The sequence below is a fragment of the Paracoccus sanguinis genome (assembly GCF_900106665.1).
In the GTDB taxonomy this organism is placed as follows: Bacteria; Pseudomonadota; Alphaproteobacteria; order Rhodobacterales; family Rhodobacteraceae; genus Paracoccus; species Paracoccus panacisoli.
The window spans coordinates 587,552-612,836 of sequence record NZ_FNNA01000001.1; the positions used below are offsets into that span (position 1 = coordinate 587,552).

The 25,285-nt window shown below is 72.2% G+C and carries 22 protein-coding genes and 1 tRNA gene; 15 read left to right on the top strand and 8 right to left on the bottom strand.

Features of this window, described 5'->3' with window-relative positions:
• Window positions 1–35: 35 nt before the first annotated feature.
• The 6 genes from lptF (at window position 36) to rsmA (ending at window position 8,179) form a co-directional block, all read left to right on the top strand.
• The gene (lptF, locus tag BLW17_RS02910) at window positions 36–1,202 is read left to right on the top strand and encodes an LPS export ABC transporter permease LptF (RefSeq protein WP_036734869.1); all 1,167 of its coding nucleotides are present in this window, start codon (window positions 36–38) and stop codon (window positions 1,200–1,202) included.
• A complete protein-coding gene (lptG, locus tag BLW17_RS02915; protein WP_036734878.1) occupies window positions 1,199–2,320 on the top strand; it encodes an LPS export ABC transporter permease LptG in 1,122 nt (373 codons plus the stop codon). Before lptF ends, lptG begins: the two co-directional genes overlap by 4 nt.
• Window positions 2,317–4,725: an LPS-assembly protein LptD gene (locus tag BLW17_RS02920; RefSeq protein WP_052176495.1), complete on the top strand. Its 2,409-nt coding sequence runs from the start codon at window positions 2,317–2,319 to the stop codon at window positions 4,723–4,725. Before lptG ends, BLW17_RS02920 begins: the two co-directional genes overlap by 4 nt.
• Before the next feature lie 19 nt (window positions 4,726–4,744).
• A complete protein-coding gene (locus tag BLW17_RS02925; protein WP_170835572.1) occupies window positions 4,745–6,244 on the top strand; it encodes a peptidylprolyl isomerase in 1,500 nt (499 codons plus the stop codon).
• Window positions 6,241–7,227 carry a 4-hydroxythreonine-4-phosphate dehydrogenase PdxA gene (pdxA, locus tag BLW17_RS02930; RefSeq protein WP_036734870.1) on the top strand — a complete coding sequence of 329 codons (987 nt, stop codon included), beginning with the start codon at window positions 6,241–6,243 and terminating at the stop codon, window positions 7,225–7,227. Before BLW17_RS02925 ends, pdxA begins: the two co-directional genes overlap by 4 nt.
• 100 nt (window positions 7,228–7,327) lie before the next feature.
• Window positions 7,328–8,179 (top strand): 16S rRNA (adenine(1518)-N(6)/adenine(1519)-N(6))-dimethyltransferase RsmA, encoded by an 852-nt coding sequence (gene rsmA / locus BLW17_RS02935; protein ID WP_036734871.1) that lies wholly within the window; start codon window positions 7,328–7,330, stop codon window positions 8,177–8,179.
• A gap of 36 nt (window positions 8,180–8,215) precedes the next feature.
• Here rsmA and BLW17_RS02940 read toward each other — a convergent pair whose 3' ends face one another.
• From BLW17_RS02940 to prfA, 3 genes are all read right to left on the bottom strand, one after another.
• On the bottom strand, window positions 8,216–9,106 hold the full coding sequence (locus tag BLW17_RS02940) for a DUF4167 domain-containing protein (protein WP_074826052.1): 891 nt from the start codon (window positions 9,104–9,106) through the stop codon (window positions 8,216–8,218).
• A 215-nt stretch (window positions 9,107–9,321) separates the two neighbouring features.
• On the bottom strand, window positions 9,322–10,185 hold the full coding sequence (gene prmC, locus BLW17_RS02945; RefSeq protein ID WP_052176608.1) for a peptide chain release factor N(5)-glutamine methyltransferase: 864 nt from the start codon (window positions 10,183–10,185) through the stop codon (window positions 9,322–9,324).
• Window positions 10,182–11,249, bottom strand: coding sequence for a peptide chain release factor 1 (prfA, locus tag BLW17_RS02950; RefSeq protein WP_036736130.1), 1,068 nt, complete (start codon window positions 11,247–11,249; stop codon window positions 10,182–10,184). The genes prmC and prfA overlap by 4 nt, the downstream gene beginning before the upstream one ends.
• Before the next feature lie 427 nt (window positions 11,250–11,676).
• Between prfA and BLW17_RS02955 the strand changes: the two genes are divergently transcribed.
• Window positions 11,677–12,747 carry a cytochrome-c peroxidase gene (locus tag BLW17_RS02955; protein ID WP_052176609.1) on the top strand — a complete coding sequence of 357 codons (1,071 nt, stop codon included), beginning with the start codon at window positions 11,677–11,679 and terminating at the stop codon, window positions 12,745–12,747.
• 73 nt (window positions 12,748–12,820) lie between these two features.
• Here BLW17_RS02955 and BLW17_RS02960 read toward each other — a convergent pair whose 3' ends face one another.
• The gene (locus BLW17_RS02960) at window positions 12,821–13,552 is read right to left on the bottom strand and encodes a YceI family protein (RefSeq protein ID WP_081969245.1); all 732 of its coding nucleotides are present in this window, start codon (window positions 13,550–13,552) and stop codon (window positions 12,821–12,823) included.
• Between the two features lie 293 nt (window positions 13,553–13,845).
• Between BLW17_RS02960 and rpsF the strand changes: the two genes are divergently transcribed.
• From rpsF to BLW17_RS02985, 5 genes are all read left to right on the top strand, one after another.
• Window positions 13,846–14,340, top strand: coding sequence for a 30S ribosomal protein S6 (gene rpsF, locus BLW17_RS02965; protein ID WP_036736128.1), 495 nt, complete (start codon window positions 13,846–13,848; stop codon window positions 14,338–14,340).
• A 19-nt stretch (window positions 14,341–14,359) separates the two neighbouring features.
• The gene (rpsR, locus tag BLW17_RS02970) at window positions 14,360–14,587 is read left to right on the top strand and encodes a 30S ribosomal protein S18 (RefSeq protein ID WP_036700444.1); all 228 of its coding nucleotides are present in this window, start codon (window positions 14,360–14,362) and stop codon (window positions 14,585–14,587) included.
• 11 nt (window positions 14,588–14,598) lie between these two features.
• A complete protein-coding gene (gene rplI, locus BLW17_RS02975) occupies window positions 14,599–15,195 on the top strand; it encodes a 50S ribosomal protein L9 (RefSeq protein WP_036700447.1) in 597 nt (198 codons plus the stop codon).
• 195 nt (window positions 15,196–15,390) lie between these two features.
• Window positions 15,391–16,296 (top strand): hypothetical protein, encoded by a 906-nt coding sequence (locus tag BLW17_RS18030; protein WP_074826054.1) that lies wholly within the window; start codon window positions 15,391–15,393, stop codon window positions 16,294–16,296.
• A 100-nt stretch (window positions 16,297–16,396) separates the two neighbouring features.
• Window positions 16,397–17,545, top strand: coding sequence for a YihY/virulence factor BrkB family protein (locus BLW17_RS02985; protein WP_052176283.1), 1,149 nt, complete (start codon window positions 16,397–16,399; stop codon window positions 17,543–17,545).
• A 112-nt stretch (window positions 17,546–17,657) separates the two neighbouring features.
• Here BLW17_RS02985 and tig read toward each other — a convergent pair whose 3' ends face one another.
• From tig to BLW17_RS03000, 3 genes are all read right to left on the bottom strand, one after another.
• Entirely contained in the window at window positions 17,658–18,992 is a 1,335-nt protein-coding gene (gene tig / locus BLW17_RS02990; protein WP_036700451.1) for a trigger factor, read from the bottom strand.
• Between the two features lie 21 nt (window positions 18,993–19,013).
• Window positions 19,014–19,098, bottom strand: a tRNA-Leu gene (locus BLW17_RS02995).
• A 168-nt stretch (window positions 19,099–19,266) separates the two neighbouring features.
• Window positions 19,267–20,994, bottom strand: a complete 1,728-nt coding sequence (locus BLW17_RS03000) for an NAD(P)H-hydrate epimerase (RefSeq protein WP_269429067.1) — start codon at window positions 20,992–20,994, stop codon at window positions 19,267–19,269.
• A 141-nt stretch (window positions 20,995–21,135) separates the two neighbouring features.
• On the opposite strand from BLW17_RS03000, the gene BLW17_RS03005 reads away from it, so the two are divergent.
• On the top strand, window positions 21,136–21,474 hold the full coding sequence (locus tag BLW17_RS03005; RefSeq protein WP_036700453.1) for a P-II family nitrogen regulator: 339 nt from the start codon (window positions 21,136–21,138) through the stop codon (window positions 21,472–21,474).
• Between the two features lie 59 nt (window positions 21,475–21,533).
• On the top strand, window positions 21,534–22,946 hold the full coding sequence (glnA, locus tag BLW17_RS03010) for a type I glutamate--ammonia ligase (protein WP_036707979.1): 1,413 nt from the start codon (window positions 21,534–21,536) through the stop codon (window positions 22,944–22,946).
• Between the two features lie 88 nt (window positions 22,947–23,034).
• On the opposite strand, the gene BLW17_RS03015 is transcribed toward glnA, so the two are convergent.
• Entirely contained in the window at window positions 23,035–23,820 is a 786-nt protein-coding gene (locus BLW17_RS03015; protein ID WP_074826057.1) for a heme-dependent oxidative N-demethylase family protein, read from the bottom strand.
• A gap of 148 nt (window positions 23,821–23,968) precedes the next feature.
• On the opposite strand from BLW17_RS03015, the gene purB reads away from it, so the two are divergent.
• Window positions 23,969–25,276 carry an adenylosuccinate lyase gene (purB, locus tag BLW17_RS03020; RefSeq protein WP_036732188.1) on the top strand — a complete coding sequence of 436 codons (1,308 nt, stop codon included), beginning with the start codon at window positions 23,969–23,971 and terminating at the stop codon, window positions 25,274–25,276.
• Window positions 25,277–25,285: the final 9 nt, after the last annotated feature.

A 25,285-nucleotide genomic window follows, 5' to 3' on the forward strand; every position in this document is an offset into this window, starting at 1 on the left:
TCACCCAACCGAGCCCTCGCCCCCACGGAGCCCGGATGCCCCGGATCGACCGCTATATCCTCACGCAATACCTGACGCAGTTCGGGTTCTTCGCGCTGGTGCTGGTGTCGGTCTACTGGATCAACCGGGCCGTGCAGCTCTTCGAGCAGCTGATCCAGGACGGCCAGACCGCGCTGGTGGTGCTCGAGTTCACCGCCCTCACCCTGCCGCTCGCCATCGCGCTGGTGCTGCCGGTCGCGGCCTTCGCGGCGACGGCCTACGGGACCAACCGGCTCGCCTCGGAATCCGAGCTGACGGCGATGCAGGCGGCGGGGCTCTCGCCCTGGCGGCTGGCGCGGCCGGTGCTGGTCTTCGGGCTGCTTGTCGGGATGATGGTCGCCGTGCTCGCCCACGCGCTGGTGCCGCTGGCGCGGGCGCGGCTGGCCGAGCGGCAGGCCGAGGTGGCCGAGAACGTCTCGGCGCGGTTCCTCAAGCCCGGGGCCTTCCAGTATCCGGCCGACGGGGTCACGCTCTTCATCGGCGACATCGCCGAGGACGGGCGGCTGATCGACCTGTTCCTCGAGGATGCGAGCGATCCGTCCCAGCATTCGATATATACCGCCGAAGAGGCGCTGGTGGTCCGCACCGAGGCCGGGCCGCGGCTGGTGATGTCGCGGGGCATGGTCCAGACGCTCCGGCAGGCGGACGGGGGCGCGCCGCGGCTTTCCGCCACGCGGTTCGCCGACCTGACCTATGACGTCGGCAGCTTCTTCGCCGCCGATGCCCGCAAGGCCCGCGACCTGCGGACCTATTCCACCCTGCGGCTGCTCATGCCCGACGCCGCCCTGCTTGAGGCGACGGGCGCCACCGCCCCCCGCGCCCGCGCCGAGGGGCATGAGCGGCTGGCACAGCCGCTGATGGCGCCGGTGGCGGCGATGCTCGGGTTCTCGATGCTGCTCATCGGCGGGTATTCGCGCTTCGGGGTCTGGCGGCAGGTGCTCTGGGCGGTGCTGGCGCTGCTGGCCGTGCAGGCGCTGGCGACCGCGGCCGCCAGCCGCACCGCCGAGGCGCCGGGCAACTGGCCGCTGCTCTATCTCGCGCCGCTCGCCGGGGCGCTCGTCGCAGCCGGCGCGTTGTGGAGCGCGGGGCGCCCGCGGCGGATCAAGGCGCCCGCCCTGCCCCCGGCCCCGCCGCCCCTCGCCCAGCCGGGGGCCGCGCCATGATCCTGCAGCGCTACCTCGCCCGCCGCTTTTTGCGCCAGTTCCTCGTCGTGGCGGGGGCCTTCGTCGCCATCCTGTTCCTCATCGACCTGATCGAGGAGATCCGCCGCTTCAGCCCCGCCGGCGCCGGGCTGCGCCGGGTCGCGGGGCTGGCCGGGCTGAACATCGTGGCGAGCGTCTATGCGATCCTGCCGCTCATCACCCTGCTGGCGGCCATCGCGCTGTTTCTCGGCCTCTCGCGCAGTTCCGAGCTGGTGGCGATCCGCGCCGCCGGGCGCTCGGGGCTCAGGATCGTCGCCGCGCCGGTGGTGACGGCGCTGCTCGTGGGCGCGCTGCTCGTCGCGGTGCTGAACCCGATCGTGGCGGGCACGACCAAGCGCTATGATCAGGCCGCGGCCCGGGTCGCGGGGGCGGCCACCCAGACCGTGTCGCTGGGCAAGGGGGCGGTCTGGCTGCGTCAGGGGGTGCCGGCGCGGACCGCCGGCGCGGGTGAGCGCGGGGGCCAGATCGTCATTCGCGCCGGGCGCGCGAGCCCGGACGCCACGACGCTTTATGACGCGACCTTCCTCGTCTTCGACGCCGAGACCGGGCCGGTGCGCCGCATCGCCGCCCAGTCGGCGCGGCTCTCGCAGGGGGCGTGGGTGCTGGCGGGGGTCAAGGAATGGCCGCTCGGCGCGGCCAACCCCGAGGCCGGGGCGCAGGTGCTGCCCGGGCTGACGCTGCCCACCGACCTGACCGCGGCACGCATCCGCGACGGCTTCGGCGCGCCCGACTCGGTGCCGGTCTGGCAGCTGCCGGCCTTCATCGCCGGGCTCGAGCGGGCGGGGTTTTCGGCCCTGCGCCACCGGGTCTGGTTCACGACCGAGCTGGCCCGGCCGTTCCTGATGGCGGCGATGGTGATGCTGGCCGCCGTCTTCACCATGCGGCCCATGCGCGGGCGCCGCGCCGGGGTGCTGGTGCTCGGCGCGTTTGCCGCGGGCGTCGGGCTGTTCTTCCTGCGCAATCTCGCGCAGGTTCTGGGCGAGGCCGGCAACGCCCCCCCGGTGTTCGCCGCCTTCGCCCCGCCGCTGATCGCGGCGCTTCTGGCGCTGGCCGCGCTGCTGAGGCTCGAGGACGGATGACCCATCGCAGCGCACCCTCTCGGCCCCTTTCCGTCAGCGCCGCCCTCGTTGCGCTGGCGCTGCCGCTGGCCCTGCCGCCCGTCCCGGCCGCGGCGCAGGTGGCCGCCACCCAACCCGCGGCCACCCAACCCGCCGCCGGGCAGCCCTGGTGGAGGCCCTGGGGCTTCACCGACGGCCAGCGCGCCCGCCCGGCGCTCGCCCCCGGCGCGGGCACGGCCGAGACCCGCGCCGACGGGACCACCACGACCGACGTGCCCCGCGTCGTGCTGACGCCGTCCCGCCCGCCCGCCCGCGACCCCGCCGGGGTGATCGCGCCCGAACCGGACGGCGCGGCCACCCTGCTCGCCGATCACGTCGAGCTGTCGGGCGACCGCATCCTCACCGCCTCGGGCGGGGTGGTGGTGTGGTTCGAGGGCGCGCGCCTGGTGGCCGAGCGGGTGATCTATGACGGCCGCGCCGGCACGATGACCATCGAGGGGCCGATCCACCTGACCGAGCCGGGCAACGCCGGCACCCCGGACGAGGCGGTGCTGGTCGCGGATTCGGCGCAGCTCGACGAGGGGCTGCGCGACGGCCTTTTGCGCGGCGCGCGGCTGGTGTTGGCGCGCGAACTGCAACTCGCCGCCGCCGAGGTGCAGCGCACCGGCAACGGCCGGATGACGACGCTGACCCACGTCGTCGCCTCGTCCTGTCAGGTCTGCGCCTCGGACCCGACGCCCTTGTGGGAAATCCGCGCCCGCCGCATCACCCATGACGCCGAAACCCGGATGCTGCACTTCGAGCGGCCGCAGTTCCGCGCCTTCGGCCTGCCAGTGGGCACGCTGCCCGCCATGTCCGCCCCCGATCCGACCGTCGAGCGGATGACCGGCTTCCTGCAGCCGCGGTTCCGCACCACCTCGGGGCTCGGGTTCGGGGTGATGCTGCCCTATTTCATCACCCTCGGCGACAGCGCCGACCTGACCGTGACGCCCTATGTCTCGGCCAGCCGCACCACCACGCTGGGGCTGCGCTACCGCCAGGCCTTTTCCAACGGCGCGACCGAGTGGACCGGCGCGATCAGCCGCGACGACATCGAGGACGGCACTCGCGGCTATCTGTTCGGCGCGGCCCAGTTCGCGCTGCCGCGCGGCTACCGGCTGGGGGTGCAGGTGCAGACGGCCTCGGACCGCGGCTATCTGCTCGACTACGGGGTCAGCGACGCCGACCGGCTGTGGAGCGGGGTGACGCTTGACCGCATCGCCCGCGACCGGATGGTGACCGGCCGGGTCGGGCACTACCAGACCCTGCGCGAGGGCGAGCGCGCCTCGACCTCACCCAGCCTCGTCGCGGACGCGCTGTGGGAACGGCGCTACGCGGCCTTCGGCGGCGAGGCGGGGCTGCAGTTCTCGGTCCATGCCCACCGGCGCAGCTCGGACGACAACATCCTTGGCCGCGACATCGCCCGCGGCTCGGCGCGGCTCGACTGGCAGCGCAACTGGCTGCTGCCGGGGGGCGTGGTGGCGGCGGCGCAGACCCGGCTGGACGCGGACGTCTATCGGATCGGCGACGACGACCGCTTCGACCGCACCGCAGCCCGCGCCATCCCCGCGGCCGCGGTCGAGCTGCGCTGGCCGCTGGTCGCCCGCCAGGGTGCCGCCACCCACCTGCTCGAGCCGGTGGCCCAGATCGCCTGGTCGCCGCGGCTCGAGGACGAGGACGTGGTGCCGAACGAGGATTCGCGGCTGATCGAGTTCGACGAGGGCAACCTCTACATGCTCGACCGCCTGCCCGGCCGCGATTCGGTCGAGGGCGGGCTGCGCGCCAACCTCGGCCTGCGCTGGACCCGGATCGACCCCACCGGCTGGTCGCTCGGGGTGACGGCCGGGCGGGTGCTGCGCGACCGCCCGGACCCGGCCTTCGCCCGCGGCGGCGGGGTGCTGGCGGGCAAGCGCTCGGAATGGCTGCTGGCCGCGACCTACAGCGACGCGGGCGGGCTCGCCATCGCCAACCGGGCGCTGTTCGACGACGATTTCGACATCAACCGCAACGAGTTGCGGCTGGGCTGGCTGCGCCCCGGCATTCAGCTTTCGGCGGGCTATCTGTGGATCGATTCGCAGACCATCGAGGGGCTTTCGGCGGACGTCTCGGAACTGTCGGCCACGACCGGCTGGCAGCTCGCCCCCGGCTGGTGGGCCAGCGCCGAGACGCGCTACGACTTTGCCGCCGACCGGGCGCAGCGCGCCGACCTGGGGCTGACCTACCGCAACGAATGCGTGAGCGTCGATCTTTCCGTCTCGCGCCGCTTCACCGCATCGGACAGTCTGCGCCCCGACACCGATCTGGGGCTGTCGGTGCGGCTGGGCGGCTTCGGCCGGCGGCCGGACGAGCTGCCGGGAACGGTGGCGCGGCGCGCCTGCGTAAGGTAGCGTGGCGCCCATGACGCAGATGAGGACGACGATGCGGCGGATCTTTCACGCGACCCTGACGGCCGGTTTCCTCGGCAGCGCCGTGCTGGGGGCGGCGGCGGTCACCGCCACGCTCGGCCTGGGCAGCGCCCTGCTGCTGCCCAGAGGCGCCGAGGCCGGACCCTTCGCGCCGGTCGTCTATGTCAACAACGCCGCGGTCACGCAGTACGAGCTCGACCAGCGCATCCGCTTCATGCAGGTGCTGCGCGCGCCCGGCGCGGACCGCGAGAGCGCGCTCAAGGCGCTGATCGAGGACCGCCTCAAGCTCGACGCCGCGCGCCAGATCGGGATCGCGGTCAGCGACCAGGGGCTCGAACAGGGGCTCGCCGATTTCGCCGGCCGCGCCAACATGGACGTGGGCCAGTTCACCGAGGCGCTGGCCCGCGACGGGGTGGACCGGCAGGCCTACCGCGACTTCGTCAAGGCCGGCGTCGCCTGGCGCGAGGTGGTGCGCCAGCGGGTCGTGCCGCGGGTGCAGGTGACCGACCGCGAGGTCGAGCAGGCGATGAAGCGCGACATCGAGACCCCGATCACCACCGCCGTGCTGCTGTCCGAGCTGGTCATGCCCGCCCCCCCGGGGCAGGAGGCCGCGGTGCTGGCCCGCGGGCGCCAGCTCTCCGAGACGATCACCACCGAGGGCGCCTTTGCCGCCGCCGCGCGGCGCTATTCGGCGGTGCCGACCGCGCCCCGTGGGGGGCGGCTCGAGTGGACGCCGCTCGCCGACCTTGCGCCGGGGCTGCGGCAGATCATCGAGGGGATGCGCCCGAACTCGATCAGCCAGCCGCTGACCGTGCCGGGGGCGGTGGTGCTGTTCTACCTGCGCGACACCCGCGGGCGGCTGCGGGCGGGCGCGACCGACCAGACGGTGGAATATGTGACGCTCGCCGTGCCCTCGGCGGCGGACGGGGCGCAGGTGCTGGCCCGCGCCGACAGCTGCGGCAAGGTCTTCGTCGAGGCGAACCGCTATGCCGGCGACGTGATCTCGCAGCAGACCATGCCGCTGTCGGCGGTGCCGCTGGACATCGCCCAACGCCTCGCCTCGCTCGACCCCAACGAGGGGACGGTCATCGACTATGGCGCCGGCGCGCGGGTGGTGATGCTGTGCCGGCGCACGCCGACGCTGGCCGATGAGCCGGTGGGGGCGTTCGAGAGCCTGCCCGGCCTGCCGCAGCCGGCGCGCCGGCCGGACCCGGTGCCGGGGGCCGCGGGCCAGCCCGGCGCCGCGGGGGCGACCGCTGCGGGCGGCAGCGCCGAGGCCGCGGCCAACGCCGACCGCGCCGCGACGCCTGCGGCGGCCGAGGCGCCCAACGCCGCCAATGCCGCGACCGACGCCGCCGCCGCGGCGGGCCTCGCCAGCGCAGATCCGCCGCTGCAGAGCCGGGCGCAGGTCCGCGAGGCGATCTTCAACCGCAAGATCAACGCCGCCGCCGACGCCTATCTGGCCGAGCTGCGCGCCGACGCCGTGATCCGCAAGCCGTGACGGCCGGCGACACGGGGCGCCCGGCGCCGCTGATCCTGACCTGTGGCGAGCCCGCCGGGATCGGCCCCGAGTTGGCCCCGCGGGCGCTGGCGGCCGGGGTGCCCTTCGTCTGGATGGGCGACCCGCGCCACCTGCCCCCGGGCACCGAGTTCGCCGAGGTCGCGGACCCGACCGACCCCGTGCCCCCCGGCACCCTGCCGGTGCTGCGCCACGATTTTGCCGCGCCCGCGACGCCGGGCACGCCCGACCCCGCCAACGCGCAAGGGGTGATCGACGTGATCGCCCGCGCCGTCGCGCTGGCGATGGAGGGGCGGGCCGGGGGCGTGGTGACACTGCCGATCTCGAAGGCGGCGCTCAGAACCGGCGCGGGCTTCGCCTTTCCGGGCCACACCGAGTTCCTCGCCCATCTCGCGGGCGGGGCCGAGGTGGTGATGATGCTCGCCTCGACCACCGTCGAGCCGCCCTGCCGGGTGGTGCCGGCGACGATCCACATCGCGCTGGGGGAGGTGCCGGCAGCGCTGACGCCCGCCCTGCTCGAGCGGACGATCCGCATCACCCGCGCCGGGCTGATCCGGGATTTCGGCATCCCCGCGCCGCGGATCGCGGTGGCGGGGCTGAACCCGCACGCGGGCGAGGGCGGCGCGATGGGCGCCGAGGAGCGCGACTGGATCGCCCCGCTCTGCGCGCGGCTGCGGGCCGAAGGGCTCGCCGTGTCGGGCCCTCACCCCGCCGACACGATGTTCCACGCCCCGGCGCGGGCGCGCTATGACGCGGCGGTGACGGCCTATCACGACCAGGGTCTGATCCCGATCAAGACGCTCGATTTCGCCGGCGGGGTGAACGTCACGCTGGGGCTGCCGTTCGTGCGGACCTCGCCCGACCACGGCACCGCCTTCGACATCGCCGGGCGGGGGCTCGCGGACCCGGCCTCGACCATCGCGGCGCTGCGGATGGCGTGGGACATGGCCGAGGCGCGCCGATGAGCCGCGGCGCGGGGCGCGGGCGCCGGACCGGGGGTTTCACACCCCCGGACCCCCGTGGGATATTTGCGCAAGGAAGAACGGGGCTGCGGGGCCGTCCGGCATGAGCGCGATCGACGGCCTGCCGCCCCTGCGCGAGGTCATCGCGCGCCATGATTTGCGGGCGAAGAAGCAGCTCGGGCAGAACTTCCTGCTGGACCTCAACCTGACGGCGCGGATCGCGCGGGCGGCGGGGGACCTGACGCAGTGCGACGTGCTCGAGGTCGGGCCGGGGCCGGGCGGGCTGACCCGCGGGCTCTTGGCCGAGGGGGCGCGCCACGTGCTCGCCATCGAGAAGGACGCCCGCGCCATCCCCGCGCTCGAGGAGATCGCCGCCGCCTATCCGGGCCGGCTGACGATCATCCAGGGCGACGCGCTCGAGGTCGATCCGCTGGCGCATCTCAACCCGCCGATCCGCATCGCCGCGAACCTGCCCTATAACATCGGGACCGAGCTGCTGGTCGGCTGGCTGACCCCGCCCGAGTGGCCGCCGTTCTGGCAGTCGCTGACGCTGATGTTCCAGAAGGAGGTCGCCCAGCGCATCGTCGCCAGGCCGGGCAGCAAGGACTATGGCCGGCTGGCGCTGCTGGCCCAGTGGCGCTGCGACGCGCGGATCGTGCTGAGCCTGCCGCCGCAGGCCTTCGTGCCGGCGCCCAAGGTCGAATCGTCGGTGGTGCAGCTGACGGCATTGCCCGAGCCGCGCTATCCGGCCGACGCGCGGGTCCTGTCCGAGGTGAGCTTTGCGGCCTTCAACCAGCGCCGCAAGATGCTGCGCGCGGCGCTGCGGGGGCTGCATCCCGACATCGAGGCGCTGCTCGAACAGGCGGGGATCGCGCCGACCGCGCGGGCCGAAGAGATCGACCTCGCGCGGTTCTGCGCCCTGGCGCGGGCGCTCACGGCGGCGCGGGCGGGCTGAGGGCCCGAGGCCCCCGCCCCCGTCACGCTTTGCTGCTTACTCCTCGGCGGGGGCCGGGGTTTCGCTGGCCGCCTCGCCGCGCTTGCGGGCCGTGGTGCGGCGCGGGGCCGCGGTGGTCGTGCGGCGGCGCGGGCGCGGGGCGTCGGCAGGCGCCTCGCCCGCGGGGGCCGCGTCGGCTGCGTCGTCGGCAGCCAGCGGGGCGTCGGCGGGCGCCGGGGCCGGGAGGTCGGCCGGGGGCGCGGTGTCGGTCGCCGCCCGCTGCTCGGGGGTTTCGACCGGACCGGCGGCGTCATCGACGCTCACGGCCTCGGGGATCCCGGCGCGGCCGAAGTCGGGCAGCCCGTCATCGCCCTCGGCCCCGAACCCCGGTGCGGTGTCCGTCTGCGGCTCGCGCGGGGCGCGTTCGCGGCGGTTGTCGTCGCGGCGATCCTCGCGGCGCGGCTCGTCACGGCGGTTGTCGTCGCGGCGGTTCTCGTCACGGCGATTGTCCTGACGGTCGTCGCGGCGGTTGTCCTCGCGCCGGTTGTCCTGACGGTTGTCGGCGCGGTTGTCCTGCCGGTTGTCGCGGTTGTCCTGACGGTTCTCGCCCCGCCACTCGTTGCCGTTGGTGCGCTCGTCGCGGTCCTCGCCGGACGGGCCGCCCTGCTGGCCGCCGCCGAACTGGGCCTGGCGCTCGGCCTGCTCGCGCTGCGCCTCGCCCAGCATCCGCGTGTAGTGCTCGGCGTGCTGGAAGAAGCTCTGCTCGGCGACGCGGTCGCCGGACAGCTGCGCGTCACGGGCCAGCGCGAGGTATTTCTCGATGATCTGCTGGGGGGTGCCGCGCACCTTGCCCTCGGGGCCGGAGCTGTCGAACACGCGGTTCACGACATTGCCCAGCGAGCGCTGGTTGCGGGACTTGTTGCGCGAACGGGACTTGGAAGATCTCATCGTGCCAATTTTGACTGGTCCGGCGCGGGCAGCGCCTGGATGCGGTTGGGGTCTGATCCTGCGGATCGGCCGGGACCACCTGCCCGGCGCTTCGCGGAAATCTCCGGCAACGGAACGTGTGCGGGATGACCCGTGCGGGGCGTCATGCCCTCGTCACCGGGCCGCTAAACCACGCCGCCCGCGTCATGGCAAGCGGGAATCGCGCGGCGGCGCGATCAATTCCCCGCGGGCGGGGCAAGCCGCCCCAGCACCACGCGGTCGCGCCCGTCGAGGTCGGGGCGCACCGCGACCTCGGTCAGCCCCGCCCCGGTGAAGAGCGCCGCGACCGCGGCCCCCTGGGTCGGGCCGATCTCGACGGCGAGCCAGCCGCCCGGCGCGAGATGCGAAGGCGCCCCGGCGGCGATGGCGCGATAGGCCGAAAGGCCGTCGCCCTCGTCGGTCAGCGCCATGCGCGGCTCGTGGTCGCGCACTTCGGGGGAGAGGCCCTCCATCTCGGCGGCGGCGATATAGGGCGGGTTCGAGACGATCAGGTCGAAGCACCCGGTGACGGCGGCGAACCAGTCCGAGCCGGCGAACTCGGCCGCGATCCCCAGCCGTCCGGCATTGCCCCGCGCCACCGCGAGCGCCGCGGGCGACAGGTCCACGCCCAGCCCGCGCGTCCCCGGCCGTTCCGCCAGCAGCGACAGCAGGATCGCCCCGGTCCCGGTCCCGAGGTCGAGTACGGTGCGCCACGGCAGGGTGAGCGCCGCGGCGACCAGCGTCTCGGTCTCGGGGCGTGGGTCGAGCGTGTCGGGGGTGACGGTGAAGCTGTGGCGCCAGAACTGCCTTTGGCCGGTGATCTGGGCGACGGGCTGGCGGGCGGCGCGGGCGGTGATCGCGGCCTCGAAGCGGGCGGCGACCTCGGGGGGCAGCGGGCGCGTCAGCTCGGCATGAAGCGCATGGCGCGGCACGCTGCCGTAGGCGTGGGCGATGAGCGCCAGCGCGTCGCCGGGAGCGCCGGGGACGCCCACCGCCTCGAGCCGGCGCACCGCCTCGGCCATCGCCGCACGTCCGGTGGGCGGGCTGGCGGGGGCGCTCATCCCCCTGCCCCGTCCTCGGCCGCCGCCAGCCGCGCGGCCTGGTCGTGGGCGGTCAGCGCGTCGATGATCTCGGTCAGATCGCCCGCCATCACCCGGTCGAGCGCATAGAGCGTCAGGTTGATCCGGTGGTCGGTCAGCCGGCCTTGCGGGAAATTGTAGGTGCGGATGCGCTCGGACCGGTCGCCGGTCCCGACCTGGCTGCGGCGGTCGGCGGCACGCTCGGCATCGGCGCGGCTGCGCTCGGCGTCATAGAGCCGGGCGCGCAGCACTGCCATCGCGTTGGCGCGGTTCTGGTGCTGCGACTTCTCGGACGAGGTGACCACGATCCCGGTCGGCAGGTGGGTGATCCGCACCGCCGAATCGGTGGTGTTGACGTGCTGGCCGCCGGCGCCGCTGGCGCGCATCGTGTCGATGCGGATGTCGGCGGCGGGGATGTCGATGTCGACCTCGGCGGCCTCGGGCAGCACCGCGACGGTCGCGGCCGAGGTGTGGATGCGGCCGCCCGATTCGGTTTCCGGCACGCGCTGGACGCGGTGGACGCCGGATTCGTACTTGAGCCGCGCGAACACCCCCTCGCCCGCGATCCGCGCCACCGCCTCGCGCACGCCGCCGAGTTCGGACTGGCTGAGCTCGAGGAGCTGGAACTCCCACCCCTGGGCCTCGGCGTGGCGCTGGTACATCCTGAGCAGGTCGGCGGCAAAGAGCGCGGCCTCCTCGCCCCCCGTGCCGGGGCGGATCTCGAGGATGGCGGGGCGGGCATCGGCAGCGTCGCGCGGCAGCAGCGCCAGCCGCAGGGCCTGTTCCAGCTCGGGCAGGCGGGCGCGCAGGCGGGCGATCTCATCCTCGGCCAGCTCGCGCAGCTCGGGGTCGGCCAGCATCGCCTGCGCCTCGGTCAGCGCCGCCTGCGCCCCGCGCCACTCGGCGATGCCCGCGACCACCGGCGTCAGCTCGGCATATTCGCGGCTGATCGCGGCGATCTCGTCCGCCGGCGGGCCGGCGTTCAGCCGCGCCTCGAGGAACTCGAAGCGGCGGGTGATCTGGTCAAGGCGGTCCTGCGGCAGCATGGGCGGGGCTTAGCGGTCCGGCGGGCGGCGGGCAAGCGAGCGGCGGGCGGGCCCTCGCGCGCGGGACGGACGATTTTCCCGCCGAAGTTGATCCGTGTCAGAGTGGTGTCAGGATTTCCTGCGATAATCGCCGCAGACACCGGACCAGCCAAGGGAGAGTCGGATGACCCCGCGCACCCTGCTTTATCTCACCAGCGCCCTGCTCGTGATCGGCCCCGCGGCGATGGCGCAGACCGCCGACCCGGCCGCCGCGCAGGCCGACCAGGCGGCGGCGGCGCAGGCCCAGGACACGGGTGCGGCGCCTGCCACCGATCCGGCCACCGACCCCGCCGCCGCGGCGACCGCCGAGACACCCGCGACCGCAACCGCGCCCGCGGACGTGGCCGGGACCAAGGTCGCGCCCGCCGCCGACCCGCAGTCCGAGGCGATGGCCGCGGCACTCGCCGCCTCGCCCGATGCCGAGCTGCGGACGGCGGCGAGCGAGCTCTTCAAGCCGATCCCGCGGGCAGCGGAACTCCCGCATGGCGCCGCGATGACGCGGGCCAAGATCGACCTCGGCGCGATGCTGTTCTTCGATCCGCGGATGTCGCGCTCGGGCGTGTTCTCGTGCCAGTCCTGCCACAACATCGGCATGGGCGGCGTGGACGGGCTCGAGACCTCGATCGGGCACGGCTGGCAGCAGGGGCCGCGCAACGCCCCCACGATGCTCAACGCGGTCTTCAACGTCGCCCAGTTCTGGGACGGCCGGGCCGAGGATCTGGCCGCGCAGGCCAAGGGTCCGGTGCAGGCGGGCGTCGAGATGAACAACACCCCCGAGCACCTGATCTCGACCCTGAAGTCGATGCCGGGCTATGCGGACGCCTTCAAGGCGTCGTTCCCGGGTGAGGACGACCCCGTCACCTTCGACAACTTCGCCCACGCCATCGAGGCGTTCGAGGCGACGCTGCTCACCCCCAACAGCCCCTTCGACCAGTGGCTGCAGGGCACCGACGGCGCCATGACCGAGCAGGAGAAGCGCGGCCTCAAGGCGTTCATCGACACCGGCTGCTCGACCTGCCACGCGGGCGTGAACTTCGGCGGCGAGGGCTACTATCCCTTCGGTCTGGTCGAGGCGCCCGACGCCAGCATCCGCCCCGAGGGCGACATGGGCCGGTTCAAGGTCACCAACACGCAGGACGACGAGTATGTGTTCCGCGCCGCACCCCTGCGGAACGTGGCGATCACCGCGCCCTATTTCCACTCGGGCAAGGTCTGGAACCTCGAAGAGGCGGTGAAGGTCATGTCGAACGCCCAGCTCGGGACCGAGCTGGCCGAGGATCAGGCGAGGGACATCGTGGCCTTCCTCGGGACGCTGACCGGCGAGCAGCCGCAGATCGTCCACCCGACGCTGCCGGTGCGCGCGGTCGAGACGCCGCACCCCGAGCCGATCGACCTGCCCGCCCAGACCGGCGCGGTCGCCCCGCAGGGCGCCGACGCGGCGGCCCCGGCGAGCAACTGACGCCCGTCACGACGGCATGAACGAAGGGGCTGCCCGCTGGGGCAGCCCCTTTTGTCTGGTGCTGGGTGAGGGTTCAGCCCTTGCCGGCTTCGACGGCGATGTCGAAGGAGATCTCGTCCGACACGGCCGGCACGAAGGCGCCGAGGCCGAACTCCGAGCGGTTGATCTTGCCCTCGATGTCGAACCCGGCGACGGGCTTGCCGGTCATCGGGTGGGCGCCGGCCTCGGTGATCTCGACCTCGAGCGTGACCGGGCGGGTGACGCCGTTCAGCGTCAGGTCTCCGGTGACCTTGGCCTCGTCGTCGTCGCCGCGCACGACCTCGGTCGAGACGAAGGTCACGCGGGTGTCCGGGGTCTGGCCCTTGAAGAAGTCGTCCGACAGCAGATGCGCGTCGAGCGCCGGGGCGACGGTGCGGATGGCACTCAGCGGAAAGCTCGCCTCGACATTGGATTTGGTCGGATCGGCCTCATCGAGCGTCACGGTCCCGGTGACGCCGTTGATCACCCCGCGGCTCGTGGACAGGCCGAGGTGGTTATACGAGAATACGATCTGGCTGTGCTCGGGGTCGAAGGTGTAGGTGCCGCTGATGCTGGCGGGGGTGGCCGACGCATCGGCGGCGGCCGCTGCCGGGGCAGGCGCGGCGGGCGTGTTCGCGGCGGGCGCCTCGGTCGGGGCGGGGGCCGCGGGCGCGGCCGGGGCGGCCTGCGCGAGCGCGGCGCCCGAGAGGGTGCAGCCGAGCAGGGCGGCCAGCGCGGTGGACCGCAGGGCTCGGGCGGCGGGGGAAAGGGCGTGAAGGGCGGTCATGGGCCGGTCTCCTCAAGCAAATCGGGCCACAGGGGGCGCGGGAATGGGCCGGCGCGTCGCGCACCGGGCGGGGCGTCTTCGGCCCGAACCCCCGGCAGCCGATCGGGTTCCCCCCCGGGCCGGTCGCTCCCCTGCCCCGCCTCACGCGCGCCACGACGGCGGTTGCATCCGCGCGGCGCCTCTGTATAAGGCCCCATCCTTCCGCAATTTGCGAAACCGGTGCAGCCTCTCGTGGCGGGGCGCGGAAGGCATCACCCGCCTATGAAGCGCGCCCGAGACGAAAAGGGATTGCCATGCCGCTTTACGAGCATGTGCTGATCGCCCGCCAGGACCTGTCGAACGCGCAGGCCGAAGGGCTGGTCGAACATTTCTCGACGGTGCTCGCCGACAACGGCGGGACGGTCAAGGACAGCGAATACTGGGGTGTCCGCACCCTCGCCTACAAGATCAACAAGAACCGCAAGGGCCACTACGCCTTCCTGCGCACCGACGCCCCCTCGGCCGCGGTGCAGGAGATGGAGCGTCTGGCCCGCCTGCATGACGACGTGATGCGCGTCCTCACCGTCCGCGTGGACGAGCACAAGGACGGCCCGTCGGTGCAGATGCAGCGCCGTGACGAGCGCGAAGGCCGCGACCGCCGCGACGACCGCGGCCCGCGCCGCGACGACCGGGGCGACCGCGGGGACCGGGGCGACCGCGGGGATCGCGGCGACCGGGGTGATCGCGGCGACCGTGGCGACCGGGGTGGCGAGCGCACCGAGCGCGCGCCCCGCGACGACCGCAACTGAGGCTTGAGGAGCGACCACAATGGCGACCAAACCGTTTTTCCGCCGCCGGAAAGTCTGCCCCTTCTCGGGCGAGAACGCGCCGGCCATCGACTACAAGGACACCCGTCTGCTGCAGCGCTACATCAGCGAACGCGGCAAGATCGTGCCCTCGCGCATCACCGCCGTCTCGGCCAAGAAGCAGCGTGAGCTGGCCCGCGCCATCAAGCGCGCCCGCTTCCTCGCCCTGCTTCCCTATGCCGTGAAGTGAGGATCTGACCCATGCAAGTCATTCTTCTGGAACGCGTGGCCAAGCTCGGCCAGATGGGCGAGGTGGTGAAGGTCAAGGAGGGCTTCGCCCGCAACTTCCTTCTGCCGCAGGGCAAGGCGATGCGTGCGTCCGAGGCCAACATCGCCGCCTTCGAGGCGAAGAAGGCCGACCTCGCCCAGCGCAACGACGAGACGCGCGCCGAGGCGCAGCAGATCGCCGAATCGCTGGACGGCAAGTCCTTCGTCATCATCCGCTCGGCGTCCGACGCCGGCGCGCTGTATGGCTCGGTGACCCCGCGCGACGTGGCTGATGCCGCCGCCGCCGAAGGCTTCCGGGTCGAGCGTCGCCAGGTCGTGCTGACCGGTCCGATCAAGGATCTGGGCCTGCACACCGTCCGCGTGCACCTGCACCCCGAGGTCGATGCCGAGGTGACCGTCAACGTCGCCCGCTCGCCCGAAGAGGCCGAGCTGCAGGCGTCCGGCAAGTCGATCCAGGATCGCGCCGCCGAAGAGGACGCCGCCGCCGAGTTCGAGATCGCCGAGCTGTTCGACGATCTGGGCGCTGCCGGCCGCGACGAGGACGAGGCGCCGCGCGCCGACCAGGCCTGATCCGGCCTCGCCGCCCCCGCGTGGGGACCGGCGATACCTGATGCGAAAGACCGCGCCCCGGCGCGGTCTTTTTCGTTACGGCATGGGGGATTGCGGGGCACGGGCTGGAACGATCCGCGGCTCGGCCGTGTTAGACAGGCAAAACAACGCCGCCCGCCGCGCGCGCCTCGCGCGGCCCCCAGCAAGGAAGAACCGATGGCCAAGCACCCCGGCGCCGGGCAGATGCCCCAGAACAGCTTCATCCCCGAGGACCGCGGCCTTGGCCGGCGGGTGGACCGGCGGCAGGAAAGCTACGCCCCCTCGCCCTATGCCGCGCAGCGGGTGCTGCCGCATGGCGACGTCTCGCCCGAGGGCGACCGCGCCTGGCCCGAGCCCTCGCTGACCTCGCGCGTGCTGGTCTATGGCGGCGCGGCCGTTGCCGCGGCCGCAGTCACCGCCGGCGCGGTGCTGGCCGTGCGGAAGGTCGCCGACATCGTGTCGGGCAACGACGAGGTGGACCGCGATGCCGACCGCGCCGCCGAGCGTGCTGCCGAGCGCGCCCGCAAGCAGGTCTACGACAGCAGCCGCGGCCGCAGCTCGGCCCCCGCCTTCGCCGCCATGCCCGAGCGTGAGCGCGAGGCGATGCGCGCCCGGGCCCGCAGCCAGGCCGCCGCGGACGACGCCCGCCGCCAGGGGATGCGCGATGAGGCGAAGCGCTCCGAGCGCCCGGCCCGCGCCCCCGAACCCGGCCGGCGTCCCCCCCGCCCCGCGCAGGCGCCGCAGCGCAACCTGCTGGGCGAGATCGAGCACACCGCCCAGACCCTGACCCGCAACATCAACGGTATCGTGGGCGCGGTGACGATGGCGATGGCGGCCTTCCGCTCGGTCGCCAACCAGGCCGAGGGCGTCGTGCGCGAGTTCCACGGCACCGCCGACCAGATCCGCGGCTTCCTCGGCACCGCCGGCGCGGCCCGCCCGGAGGGCCCGCGGGCCGGCCGTCCCAGCGACCCGTTCCGCGCCACCCCGCGGCGGGACGTGGTGGACCTGCGCGACCCGAGCGACGCGCGGCCGTCCACCCCGGCTGCAGCCCAGGGCGACGCGCCGCGGATGCACCGGCTCTGACCGCCGCCTGACGTCCCTTCCTCCCCGGCCGCGCCGCACTGGCGCGGCCCTCGTTTCAGCCCGCGAGACCCGTATGACGCGACCGACCCCTTCCCGTGCCGTGCCTCAGGCGCCGCGCGCCCCGCTGCCGGGTGCCACCCCCGCGTCCGAACCGGATGTCTACGCGGCCCTCTTCGGCCCGCTGCCCGACGGGTGGCGCGAACGCAAGGGGCTCCCGCCCGAGCCCGGCGGGGCGCCCGAGCAGGCCGGTGCCAGCAAGAGCGGCCAGTCGGGCGCCGCGTCGGGGGATGCCCCCGCGCCCGAACGCCTGCCCGGCCCCGATTCCCCGTGGGAGCTGAGCCGCGACAGCTGGATCGCGGTCCTCAAGCGCACGGCCACCGAGTTCAGCAAAGACCGCGTCACCTCGGTCTCGGGCGGGGTCACCTTCTTCGCGCTGCTCGCCCTCTTCCCCGCGATCACCGCGCTGGTGTCGATCTACGGCCGGATCGCCGACCCCGCGACCATCGCCGACAACCTGTCGCTGCTTGACCGCGTCCTGCCGCCCAGCGCCATCGAGCTGATCGCCGGGCAGGTCACGGCCATCGCCTCGGCCCCGAACACGGCGCTGTCGATCGCCGGGATCGTCTCGATCCTCGCCGCGCTCTGGTCCGCGAACGGCGGGATGAAGGCGCTGATCGACGCGCTGAACGTCGCCTGGTTCGAAACCGAGACGCGCGGCTTCATCCGCCTCAACCTCGTCTCGCTGGGGCTGACGCTCGGGGCCATCGTCGGGATCATGCTGATGCTCGCCGCCATCGCGATCCTGCCCGCGGTGCTCAACGTGATATTCGCCGGCTCGGCGGCCGAGTCTATCCTGTCCTTCCTGCGCTGGCCGCTCATGGCGGTGCTGCTGATGTTCGGCCTCGCGGTCATCTACCGCTTCGGGCCGAGCAAGGAGGACCCGGAGTGGCAGTGGATCTCGCCCGGCGCGGTCTTCGCGACGCTGGGACTGATCGTCGCGTCGGTGCTGTTCTCGTGGTACGCCTCGAACTTCGCCAACTACAACGAGACCTACGGCTCGCTGGGCGCCGCCATCGCCATGATGATGTGGCTGTGGATCGCCGCCATCGTGGTGATGACCGGGGCCGAGCTGAACTCGGAAGTCGAGCGGCAGCTCAAGATCGAGAACGGGCTGATCGACCCGGCCGAGGACAAGGCGGCCAAGGATCAGGCCAAGGTCCAGCAGGACAAGGCCAAGGCCGACACCTGATCGCTCGCCGCCACGATGCAAAAGGCCGCCTCGTCCATGCGAGGCGGCCTTCTTCTTTCCTGCCCAAATATTCCGGGGTGCGGGGCAGAGCCCCGCGGTCCCCGAGCCAGGCTCACGCCTCGTCGAGCGACTCGAGCGCCTTTTCCAACTCTTCCTTGGTCACGCTCTTCTCGGTCACCTTGGCGCCCGAGATGATGTGATCCACGACCTTGTCCTCGAAGATCGGCGCGCGCAGCTGCTGCTGGGCGGCCTCGTTCTGCTGGATGAACTCGAAGAACTGCCGCTCCTGCCCGGGGAAGTTGCGGGCCTGGCGCATGACGGCCTGGGTCATCTCCTGGTCGGTCACGCCGATCTCGGCCTTCTGGCCCACGTCGGCGAGCAGCAGCCCGAGGCGCACCCGGCGCTCGGCCAGCTTCTTGTGCTCGTCGGTCGGCTCGATCGAGCCGTGGTTGTGGCCGTGCTCTTCGGGATGCTCTTCGTGCCAGAGCTGGTGGGCGATCTGCGCCGCCTCGGCCTCGACGAGGCTTTCCGGCAGGTCGAAGCTCACCAGCTCGTCCAGCCGGTCGAGCAGCGCGCGCTTCATCAGCGCCCGGCTCGCGCCCTGGTACTCGGCGCCGAGGCGCTCGGTGATCTGGGTCTTGAGGTCGTCGAGGCTGTCGGCGCCGAACTTCTTGGCCATCTCGTCGTCGATCTCGGCCGCCTTGGGCGACTTGACGGCGTGGACCTTGGTCTCGAACACCGCGTCCTTGCCCTTGAGCGTCGGGTGGCCGTAGTCGTCGGGGAACTTGACGTTCACCTTGACGTCGTCACCGGCCTTGGCGCCGACGAGCTGGTCCTCGAAGCCCGGGATGAACGAGTTCGAGCCGAGCACCAGCGGGTAGCCCTCGGCGGTGCCGCCCTCGAACGCCTCGCCGTCGACCATGCCCTTGAAGTCGATGGTGACCTGGTCGCCCGACTGGGCGGCCTCGCCCTCGGCGCGGTCATCGAAGGACTGGGCGTTCTTCGCCAGGTTCTCGAGCGCCTCGGTCACGGCGGATTCGTCGGGGGTGACGGTCAGCCGCTCGAGCTCGACCGACGAGAGGTCGGCCTCGGGGATCTCGGGCAGCAGCTCGTAGGAGACGTTGACCACGACGTCATCGCCCTCGGACCAGCCGGCGCCGTTCTCCATTTCGACCTGCGGCTGCATCGCCGGGCGGGCCTTGGTCTCTTCCATGTGGGCGCGCAGCGCGTCGTCGATCGACTTCTGCATCGCGTCGCCCATGACGCGGGGGCCATAGGTCTTCTTCAGCAGCGCCATCGGCACCTTGCCCTTGCGGAACCCCTTCATCTCGATCTGGGGCTGGGCCTCGGCCAACTGCCGGTCCACCTCGGCGGCCAGATCGGCCGCGGGAAGGGTGAAGCGGTAGCCGCGCTTGAGACCTTGGTTCAGGGTTTCGGTGACCTGCATGGTGCGTCCTTTGTTACCTCGTGGTGCGGGTGAAGGGACTTGAACCCCCACGCCTTGCGGCGCCAGAACCTAAATCTGGTGCGTCTGCCAGTTCCGCCACACCCGCAATGTCCGACCGGGGCACTGGCAGCACCCCGGAAATCCGGGGCGTTCTAGCAGGGGTGCGGCAGGGGTGCGAGGGGATTCTTGCGCCGCCGGGTGAAGTCGGCTGACCCGGGGCGCTGCCCCCTGACCCCCGGGATACTTGGGCAGGAAAGAAGCTGGAACGGCCGGGTCAGAGGCCGAGGTCGCGGAAGACCCCCGGCAGCTGGTCGGGCAGGTCGTCGGCAATGAGGCCGGGGCCGGAGCGGCGCGCGGCCTGTGCGTGGAGGAAGGCGGCGGGCGCGGCGGCATGGAACGGCGGCAGGCCGCGCGCCAGCAGGCCGGTGATGATGCCCGCCAGCACGTCGCCCGCCCCGGCGGTGGCGAGCCAGGGGACGTCGTAGGCCGAATGGATGCGCGCCTGCCCGTCCGGGGCGGCGATGACGGTGTCGGGGCCTTTCAGCAGGACCACGGCACCGCAGCGCGCCGCGGCCTCGCGGGCGGCGTCGAGCTTCGAGTAGAGCGGGCCGCGCTGGTCTGCGAGGGCGCGGTGATCATCGCCCAAGGCCTGCCGCTCAGCGGCCATGGCGTCGACCAGCGGGCCTTCTGCACCGCGCCGCTCGTCGTCGGCAACGGTCATGATCCGGGGCGGGCGCGGTGCGGCCAGCCGCTCGGCCAGGTCGGGGAACAGGCGCGCGAACTCGCCCGCGTGCGGGGTCAGGACGCATCCCTCATGAAGTCCCTCGAGCCCTCGGGCCGCGAGCGCCGTCAGGGCATCGGCGTCCAGCACGCAGGGGCGTTTGGCAGCAAGCAGGGGGTCGAGCAGCGCGCCCGCGCGATCCACGCCGCAGCCGGGGCCGAGTGCCACCGCCGTGATACGGCTGTCCGCGAGCAGCGCGGCCAGCCCGTCCGCGTCGTCGAGCCTACGCCGCATCAGGGCGTCGGGCGGGCCGGCATGTTCGATCAGCGCCGATCCGGGCGGCACCAGCGTCACCAGCCCGGCGCCCACGCGCAGGGCGGCGCGCGCGGTCAGGCGGGCGGCGCCGCCGTGGCCGAAGCCTCCGGCGACGATCAGGGCATGGCCGTGGGTAAACTTGTGGCCGGCATGTTTCGCGAGCCAGGCCGCAGGGAAGCGCATCCGGTCCGCCCGCTCGTCCGCGACATCGAGGGCAGGCCAGACGGCGACGGTGCGGGCGGGTCGCGCTGCCCGGCCAGTCCCACATCGCTCTCGCCACTGGCGCAGCCCGATATCCGCCACCACCAGTTCGCCGCAGACGTCGGGCCCCCGTTCCAGCAGGTGGCCGGGCTTGGGGCTGTCGAAGGCCACCGTCATCCGCGCATGCGGCCCGACCCCGCCGGGCTGGCGCGGTGCGCCGAGGAAGGCGCCGCTGTCGAGGCACAGCCCCGAGGGGCAATCGACGGCGACCACCCGTTCGCGGAAAAAATGCCCGTCCCCGCCCGATCCGCCCATGTAAGCCAGCATGTCCGCTATCTCGCCCTCGGGCGCGCGGGTCAGCCCCGTCCCGAAGATCGCATCCACATAGACGTCACAGTTGGGCCCGGCGCGGAAAACGGCGCAGGTCAGCGGCGCGATCTCGCCCATCCCGGCCCACCGCCGCTTCATCTCGGCCGCATCGGGGCCGGGGGTGTTGTCCATCCCCAGCACCCGCACCCGCCAACCCGTCTGCGCCAGCTGCCGCGCCACCACGTACCCGTCGCCGCCATTGTTGCCTGGGCCGCACAGCACCGTGACGCAGCCCGGTTTCGGCCAGCGCAGACGGATGTGGCCAGCCACCGCAGCCCCAGCCCGCTCCATCAGCTCAAGCCCGGTCACCGCCCCGCTGGCCATCGCGGCGGATTCGAGCGCGCGCATCTCGGCGGTGGTCAGGACTTCGGTGCCGCCGATCCATTGCCTGCTCAAATCTTGTGCACCCTGCCCGTTCACGCGGCGCCCCGTCCCGATTGGCGGCGGCGCTGCCGGAACTGTCCGGCCGCCGCATTGCCCGCGCCGATCAAACCCGCCACCTCATCCCCAACGCAACCCTCACCAAGGACGCCCGCGATGAAAAAGGTCGAAGCGATCATCAAGCCGTTCAAGCTGGACGACGTGAAGGAGGCGCTGCAGGACGCCGGGGTGCAGGGCATGACCGTCACCGAGATCAAGGGCTTCGGCCGCCAGAAGGGCCACACCGAGCTTTACCGCGGGGCCGAATACGTCGTCGACTTCCTGCCCAAGGTGAAGATCGAGATGGTGCTCGCCGACGACCTCGTCGACGCCGCGATCGAAGCCATCATCGGCGCCGCCCGCACCGACAAGATCGGCGACGGCAAGATCTTCGTCTCGCCCATCGAGCAGGCGATCCGCATCCGCACCGGCGAGACGGGCGAAGACGCGGTCTGAGCCGCCCCTTCCCTCCGCCTCGCCCCCACCACGACACTCACGAAACGCCAGGAGACATCATGGCCAAGACGGTCGCCGAGGTCCTTGACCTCATCCAGTCCGAGGAGGTCGCCTACGTCGACGTCCGCTTCACCGACCCCAAGGGCAAGCTGCAGCACGTCACGCTGGACGTGGACCTGATCGACGAGGACTTCTTCGAGGAAGGCTTCATGTTCGACGGCTCGTCCATCGCCGGGTGGAAGTCGATCGACCAGTCCGACATGAAGCTGATGCCCGATCCGGCGTCGGCCTATCTGGACCCCTTCTACGCCGAAAAGACGCTCTGCGTGCATTGCAACGTGGTCGAGCCCGACACCGGCGAGGCCTATGACCGCGACCCCCGCGGCACCGCCGTCAAAGCCGAGGCCTACCTCAAGGCCTCGGGCGTGGGTGACGCGTTCTACTGCGGGCCTGAGGCCGAGTTCTTCATCTTCGACGACGTGCGCTACGCCGTGACGCCGCAGAAGGTCAGCTACCAGATCGACGCCGATGCGGCGGCCTGGAACACCGACACCGAGTACGAGATGGGCAACCAGGCCCACCGCGCCGGTCACAAGGGCGGGTATTTCCCGGTCAACCCGATCGACGAGGCGCAGGACATGCGCGGCGAGATGCTCTCCACCATGAAGCGGATGGGCATCAAGGTCGACAAGCACCACCACGAGGTCGCCACCTGTCAGCACGAGCTGGGGATGATCTTCGGCGGGCTGGTCGAGCAGGCCGACAACATCCAGAAGTACAAGTACGTGATCCACAACGTGGCGCACGCCTACGGCAAGACCGTGACCTTCATGCCGAAGCCGATGAAGGGCGACAACGGCTCGGGGATGCACGTCAACATGTCGATCTGGAAGGACGGCAAGCCGCTGTTCGCCGGCGACAAATATGCCGACCTCAGCCAGGAGGCGCTGTATTTCATCGGCGGCATCCTCAAGCACGCCAAGGCGCTGAACGCGCTCACGAACCCCTCGACCAACAGCTACAAGCGGCTGATCCCGGGCTTCGAGGCGCCGGTGCTGCGGGCCTATTCGGCGCGCAACCGCTCGGGCTGCGTCCGTATCCCGTGGACCGAATCGCCCAAGGCCAAGCGCGTCGAGGCCCGCTTCCCCGATCCCTCGGCCAACCCCTACCTGTGCTTCGCGGCGCTGCTGATGGCGGGCCTGGACGGGATCCGGAACAAGATCGACCCCGGCCCGGCCTCGGACAAGGACCTCTATGACCTGCCCCCCGAGGAACTGGCCGAGATCCCGACCGTCTGCGGGTCGCTGCGCGAGGCGCTGGACGAGCTCGAGAAGGACATGGACTTCCTGCTCGCCGGCGACGTGTTCACCCGCGACCAGCTGGAAAGCTACATCCGGCTGAAGTGGGAAGAGGTCTATGCCTTCGAGCACACCCCGCACCCGATCGAATACGCGATGTACTACAGCTGTTGAGCAGCGGCTGACCGGACCGGACAGGGCGCCCCGCGGGGCGCCCTTTTTCATGGCGCGGCGTCAGGCCGCAGGACGCGGACGGGGCGGCTCACGCGGCGTGGCGGATCGGGAACTCGGCCAGCACAGCGGCCTGTTCGGGCGTCAGGCTCTCCTCGCGGATCACCGCGGTGTGGATCGAGAACACCACCGCCCCCGTCTCGGGCAGGCGAAACAGGCATTGCCGCTCGACCCGGATGAAGGGCAGCGCCGCGTCGGTTGCCCGCCCCTGCGCCTCGGTCCGCGGATTGTGCAGCGGCGCGTTCGAGTGATGCGCCGTGCCGCGCAAGAGCCCGATCCCCGGCCGCACCCCTTCGAGCAACCGCTGCACCCTTCGCCCCACGTCCTCGGTATAGATCGCCACGGGGCGGTGAATCCCCATCATCGGCCGCCCGAACTTCTCGGCCAGCGTCCAGCCGGCCGGAAAACACAGGATCGCGCCGCCGAGGATGTGCTCGCCCGCCGGGCCGGGCAGCATCAGGCAGAAATCCTCGGCGCAGAGCCGCCCCAGCGTCAGCAGCGGCTGGTCCATGTCGGGCGTGACCTCGACCCCGTCGGGGCGGCGGATGGTCGCGCCGACCGCGTGGCCCCGACCGGGCAGCAGCCGCAGCACCCAGCGCAGCAGCTCGTCGGCCGCGGGCCGTGCGGCGTCAGAGAGGGCGTGGACCGCCTCGGGCCGGGTCTCGATCAGCCGCGCCCGCTCGGCCATCTGGGCGGCGTAGGCGTCATCGACGACCAGCCAGTCGTCCTCGGACACCGGGATCGTCCCCGGCAGGCGGCGGGTGCGGGGGTCGGTCCAGGGCGCGAAGCCCAAGCGATTCTGCAGGATCGTGCTCATGGCGCCAGTCAGCGCCGAAGCGCGGGCCGGCGCAATGCGTCCCCGCCGCCCTTCCGGCAGGCGCAAACCGCGGCGCGCCCTGCCCCAGACCGTTGCCCCGCGCGGGGGGTTTGCCTAAACGGCCCCCATCCCCAAGACGAGGCCCGCCATGATCCCCCGCTATGCCCGCCCCGAGATGACCGCGATCTGGTCGCCCGAGACCCGCTTCCGCATCTGGTTCGAGATCGAGGCCCATGCCTCGGACGCCCAGGCCGAGCTGGGTGTCATCCCGCGCGCCAACGCCGAAGCCGTCTGGCGGGCGAAGGACGTCGAGTTCGACGTCGCCCGCATCGACGAGATCGAGGCGGTGACCAAGCATGACGTGATCGCCTTCCTGACCCATCTGGCCGAGCACATCGGCGCGGAAGAGGCGCGCTTCGTCCACCAGGGCATGACCTCGTCGGACGTGCTCGACACCACGCTGAACGTCCAGCTGGTGCGCGCCGCCGACATCCTGCTCGCCGACATGGACAAGGTGCTCGCCGCGCTCAAGCGCCGGGCGTTCGAGCACAAGGACACGCTCAGGATCGGCCGCAGCCACGGCATCCACGCCGAGCCGACGACCATGGGCCTGACCTTCGCGCGGTTCTACGCCGAGATGTCGCGCGGCCGCGAGCGGCTGGAACGCGCGCGCGCCGAGGTCGCCACCGGCGCCATCTCGGGCGCGGTCGGCACCTTCGCCAACATCGACCCGGCGGTCGAGGAACACGTCTGCGCGCAGATGGGCCTGACGCCCGAGCCGATCTCGACGCAGGTCATCCCCCGCGACCGCCACGCGATGTTCTTCGCCACGCTCGGCGTCATCGCCAGCTCGATCGAGAACATCGCCATCGAAATCCGGCACATGCAGCGCACCGAGGTGCTCGAGGCCGAGGAATATTTCTCGCCCGGGCAGAAGGGCTCGTCGGCGATGCCCCACAAGCGCAACCCGGTGCTGACCGAGAACCTGACCGGGCTCGCGCGGCTCGTGCGCATGGCCGTGGTCCCGGCGATGGAGAACGTGGCGCTCTGGCACGAGCGCGACATCAGCCATTCCTCGGTCGAGCGCGGGATCGCGCCGGATGCGACGATCACGCTGGACTTCGCGCTCAACCGGCTGGCCGGGGTGATCGACAAGCTGGTGATCTACCCCGAGAACATGCTGAAGAACCTCAACAAGTTCAAAGGCCTGGTGATGAGCCAGCGGGTGCTGCTGGCGCTGACCCAGGCCGGTGTCTCGCGCGAGGACGCCTATCGTCTGGTCCAGCGCAACGCCATGAAAGTGTGGGAAAAAGGCGCCGACTTCCGGGAGGAGCTGCTGGCCGACCCCGAAGTGACGGCGGCGCTCTCGCCCGCCGAGATCGAGGAGAAGTTCGACCTCGGCTATCACACCAAGCACGTCGACACGATCTTCCGTCGGGTTTTCGGCGAAAGCTGAGCGGTGTTC